Source organism: Sandarakinorhabdus sp. (assembly GCF_032115815.1).
Classification (GTDB): Bacteria; Pseudomonadota; Alphaproteobacteria; order Sphingomonadales; family Sphingomonadaceae; genus Sandarakinorhabdus.
The window spans coordinates 1-3,922 of record NZ_JAUMBI010000204.1; the positions used below are offsets into that span (position 1 = coordinate 1).

Sequence of the window (3,922 nt, forward strand, 5' to 3'; positions counted from 1 at the left end):
GCCCGATGGCTGGCCCTATGCAAGGCTGATCGCATCGGCCTTTGATGCGCATCTGAAGGCCCCGCAGCGCCATTCAAAGGCGGTGTGATCCCGTTTATTCGTGGAACTCTGCCAGTTCCGGGATGCGGGTGAAGGCAATTGCCGGCCCACGCGATCGTGTAGCGCCATTTTCATGGTGCCCCAGGGTGACGGCATCGCGGCCAAAGCGCTGGTTCATGCGGTCCATCGCCTGGCTCAGTGCCAGCCGACGGGCATCGGTGCGGGCGCACAGCAGCGCTTTTGAATCAAACAGATCGGCCTGGGCGGCGTTGGCCGGAGTCAGTTCGGTCAGCACCACACCCACCTGCAACAGGCGGCGATGCGGGAATTCCGCCGCCATGCGCGCCCACAGGCCTTCCATCGCTTCGACCAGGCTGATCGAATCCATCACCTGGCCCAGTTTCACCCCGGCTTTCCATTTCGTGCCGCGCGTTTCGCCCTTCACGAACAGGCCCAGCCAGCCAGCCCGGCTGTCGGCGCGGCGCAGGCGGGTGCCGGCTTTCATCACCAGCCGCCGCGCCACCAGCCGCGCTACCGGCAGCGGGCGCTTTTCCGGCCCCAGCACATGGCTGTGCCCGATGCTGCGCCGCTGGGTTTCCACGTCGGCCACCTCGTGCCCATTCAGCAGCCGGTGCAGCCGTTCCCCCCACACGCTGCCCCATGCACTGCGCGCTTGTGCCGGGCTCATCGCCAGCAACTGCGCCATCGTCACCAGCCCCGCCGCCGCCAGCCTTTTCTCCATCGCCCGGCCCACGCCGGGAATGTCGGAAAGCGGCAGCCGCTCCAGCCGGGCGCGGCGCACATCCTCGGTCAGGATGGTCAGCCCATCGGGCTTCTTCATGTCGGCTGCCATCTTGGCCAGCAGCCGGTTGGAGGCAACGCCAATGGAGGCAGTGAGGCATTCGCCCACATTGGCGTTCAGCCCGGCCTTGATCGCCGTTGCGAGGGCGGCAACCGCAGCTGGGCTGTTCTCGTTGTCCATCAGGCGGCAGGCCACTTCGTCGATGGAACAGATGTTGGTCACCGGCACATGCCGGTTCACTTCGTCGATCACCTTGTGGTGAAAACGCACATAATCATCGTGGCGGCCGGGCACGATCACCACATCGCGGCACATGGTCTTCGCCTGCCAGATCTTCGTCCCGGTGCGGATGCCATAGGCCTTGGCCTCGTAACTCGCCGCAATCGCGCTGGTGCTGTCGGTCATCACCGGCGCCACCACCACCGGCCGGCCGCGCAGGGCCGGGTTCATCTGCTGCTCAACGCTGGCGAAATAGCTGTTGAGATCAAGATAGAGCCAACGCAGAGGCAGCGAATCAGCCATGAGGCTTGGATAGCACAAACAGAACAAAAACAGAACGCATAAGCTGCGTCATCCGGCACCTTCCGCGCGGCACTTCAGCCTGTATGTTGGGTCCCATGTCGATTGATCCCGCAGACCGCGCCATCCTGGCCGAGGCCGCCAGCCACGAACCCGTAGGCATAAGCGCCATCTCGGCCGATGCGTTGGCCGGCCGGCAATTGCGCTATTATGATTTCTGCATGGCGGCCTTTGCTGTCATTCTCATCTGCTCCAACCTGATCGGCGCCAGCAAGCCGGCACAGGTGGACGTACCGATCTGGGGCACGGTCACGTTCGGGGCGGGCATATTGTTCTTCCCGCTCTCCTATGTGCTCGGCGACGTGCTCACCGAAGTCTACGGCTATGCCCGGGCCCGGCGCGTGGTGTGGGTGGGTTTTGCCGCCTCGATCTTCGCTGCCACCATGAGCTTTGTCGTGGTTTCGCTGCCGCCCGATCCGAGCTGGAAGGGCCAGGCTGCGTTGGCCGAGGTGTTCGGCCAGGTTCCGCGCATCTTCCTCGCCTCCATCCTTGCCTTCTGGGCCGGCGAAATGGCCAATGCCTTCGTCCTGGCCCGCATGAAACTGCTTACGGGCGGCCGCATGCTGTGGACGCGAACCATCGGCTCGACCGTGGTGGGGCAGGGCGTGGACAGCCTGATCTTTTATCCGCTGGCCTTCTGGGGGATATGGGAGCCGGCTCTGGTGTTCAGCGTGATGGCCACCAACTATGCGCTCAAGGTCCTGTGGGAAGCACTGCTCACGCCCGTTACCTATCGCGTGGTGGCGTGGTTCAAGGCGGTCGAGGGCCTCGATGTCTATGACACTGGCACGGATTTCACCCCGTTCAAGACGAAGGTGTGAACGCAGCTGGTCTGAAAGCTGACTGATCTCAGAACAGGCTGGGGATCAGGACCGTGCGGCGCCGGGTGGCATGCGCCGGGTTCGGGCGGCCACCGCGGGCCAGGAAGGCGCCGCCATCAACCACCAGCATCACCGCCAGCATCACGATCGACACAGCCGCCATCACCAGCCAGATCACCGCCATCAGCGGCATCAGGGCAATGCCCGCCAGCGACATTGGCGCTGAGGGAGCGGTAACGCTGAGAGCCGGGCTGTACACCGTGGTTTTCCCCGAAAGCCTGTTGCCAGCCGAGAGCACGTGATGTGGGACACTGGCCATCTGCGTCTAAGCCTCCCTGAACCGGGGAACAATCCACGTTCCTTTCAATATTCTTAAGCAAAGATTGCCTTTCCAGCAAGCCCTTGCCGCCGATTCTGCCAAGTCCTTGATTTCACGAAAGACATACAGGTCATCGCGGTGGGGATTGGCACCAGGATGGACGCATCTCCTGCCTAAAGCCGGGAGAATCGCATCCGTTAAGAAATGATTTCCAATCAGACCCCGCCGCTGCCCGCTGCCAGCGCTGCCGTCACAGCGCCCCGGTTACAACGCGAGCCGCAACAGATCGCGGCCAACGATGATTTTGCCCGGGAACGCCTTGGCCGCCGCGGCTTGCCACATTTCATCGGTCACGCTGGCATCGCCGCCCGGCACGAAATGGCTGAGCACCAACGTCTTCACGCCCGCCGCCGCCGCAATCTCGCCGGCCTGTTCCGCCAGCGTGTGGCTGGCCAGCAAATGCGCACGCAGGGTGGGCGCGTTCGATTCGCTGGCGATCAGCCGCTCCATCGCCGGCAGATACATCACCTCCTGCACCAGGAAATCAGCCCCCCGCGCCAGATCGATCAACGCCTGGCACGGCCGCGTGTCGCCGGACCACACCACCGATTTGCCCGCCCAATCGAAGCGGTAGGCAAATGAGTCGAACAGCGGCGGATGCTCCACCCGCGCCGCCGTCACCTTCAAACCACCAGCATCCAGCAGCACGCCCGGCTGCACCTCGGCCACGCTGATTATCTTGCGCAAATCCGGTCGGCCTTCATCGGCCATGCGCGTCTCGATATCCACGCGCGCAAAGCGCAACCAATCCCGCGCCATCTGCTTCATGCCCCTAGGCCCATGCACCATCACCGGCGTGGTGAGTGCCCCACTCCACGCCAGCCACGGCAGGGTGAAGGCATCGGCCACATGATCATTGTGCAGATGCGTGATCCACACATGCGCCAGATTCTTCAGCGGCAACCCCGCCAACGCCGCCTGCCGCGCCACGCCATTGCCGGCATCAACGATGTGGAGTTGCCCGCCGATCATCAGCGCCATGCTCGGCGCAGCCCGCAGCGCCTTCGGAGTCGGCCCGCCACCGGTGCCGAGCAGCACGAGTTGATCAGGCAACGGCTGGGCGCGCAGACCGTGCGGAACCAAGGCGGCTGCGCCAGCGAGTGCGAGCATCTGACGGCGTGTGTGCATGGTGGCCTCCCGTCGCAACGGTGCGGGAGCGCCGCAGCAGAGACAAGCGGAAACAGGGCCTCCGGCGGGCAGGGTCGCAGACCCTGCACCCGTTTGTTTTCTGGCACGCGCCAGCATGATGGGCGCTGGTGGGAGAGGCGCGACTGGTAACGAACGGGTGCAGGGTCTGCGACC

Annotated in this window: 4 protein-coding genes; 1 reads left to right on the plus strand and 3 read right to left on the minus strand. The window is 64.3% G+C overall.

The genetic code is table 11. The features are described 5' to 3' along the window. Positions 1-94: 94 nt before the first annotated feature. Positions 95-1,363, minus strand: coding sequence for a DNA polymerase thumb domain-containing protein (locus RT662_RS11945; RefSeq protein WP_313670932.1), 1,269 nt, complete (start codon positions 1,361-1,363; stop codon positions 95-97). A 95-nt stretch (positions 1,364-1,458) separates the two neighbouring features. On the opposite strand from RT662_RS11945, the gene RT662_RS11950 reads away from it, so the two are divergent. After that, complete coding sequence (locus tag RT662_RS11950) at positions 1,459-2,241, plus strand: queuosine precursor transporter (protein WP_313670933.1); 783 nt, start codon at positions 1,459-1,461, stop codon at positions 2,239-2,241. Positions 2,242-2,269: 28 nt separating this feature from the next. Here RT662_RS11950 and RT662_RS11955 read toward each other — a convergent pair whose 3' ends face one another. Both RT662_RS11955 and RT662_RS11960 read right to left on the minus strand, forming a co-directional pair. Beyond that, positions 2,270-2,560 carry a hypothetical protein gene (locus tag RT662_RS11955; protein WP_313670934.1) on the minus strand — a complete coding sequence of 97 codons (291 nt, stop codon included), beginning with the start codon at positions 2,558-2,560 and terminating at the stop codon, positions 2,270-2,272. Positions 2,561-2,824: 264 nt separating this feature from the next. Further along, positions 2,825-3,748 carry an MBL fold metallo-hydrolase gene (locus tag RT662_RS11960; protein ID WP_313670935.1) on the minus strand — a complete coding sequence of 308 codons (924 nt, stop codon included), beginning with the start codon at positions 3,746-3,748 and terminating at the stop codon, positions 2,825-2,827. Between the last annotated feature and the right edge of the window lie 174 nt (positions 3,749-3,922).

Excerpts from the sequence above, each read along its gene's own strand:
- RT662_RS11950 (WP_313670933.1), top strand. The coding sequence starts at position 1,459 with ATGTCGATTGATCCCGCAGACCGCGCCATCCTGGCCGAGGCCGCCAGC.
- RT662_RS11955 (WP_313670934.1), bottom strand. The coding sequence starts at position 2,560 with ATGGCCAGTGTCCCACATCACGTGCTCTCGGCTGGCAACAGGCTTTCG.
- RT662_RS11960 (WP_313670935.1), bottom strand. The coding sequence starts at position 3,748 with ATGCACACACGCCGTCAGATGCTCGCACTCGCTGGCGCAGCCGCCTTG.
- RT662_RS11945 (WP_313670932.1), bottom strand. The coding sequence starts at position 1,363 with ATGGCTGATTCGCTGCCTCTGCGTTGGCTCTATCTTGATCTCAACAGC.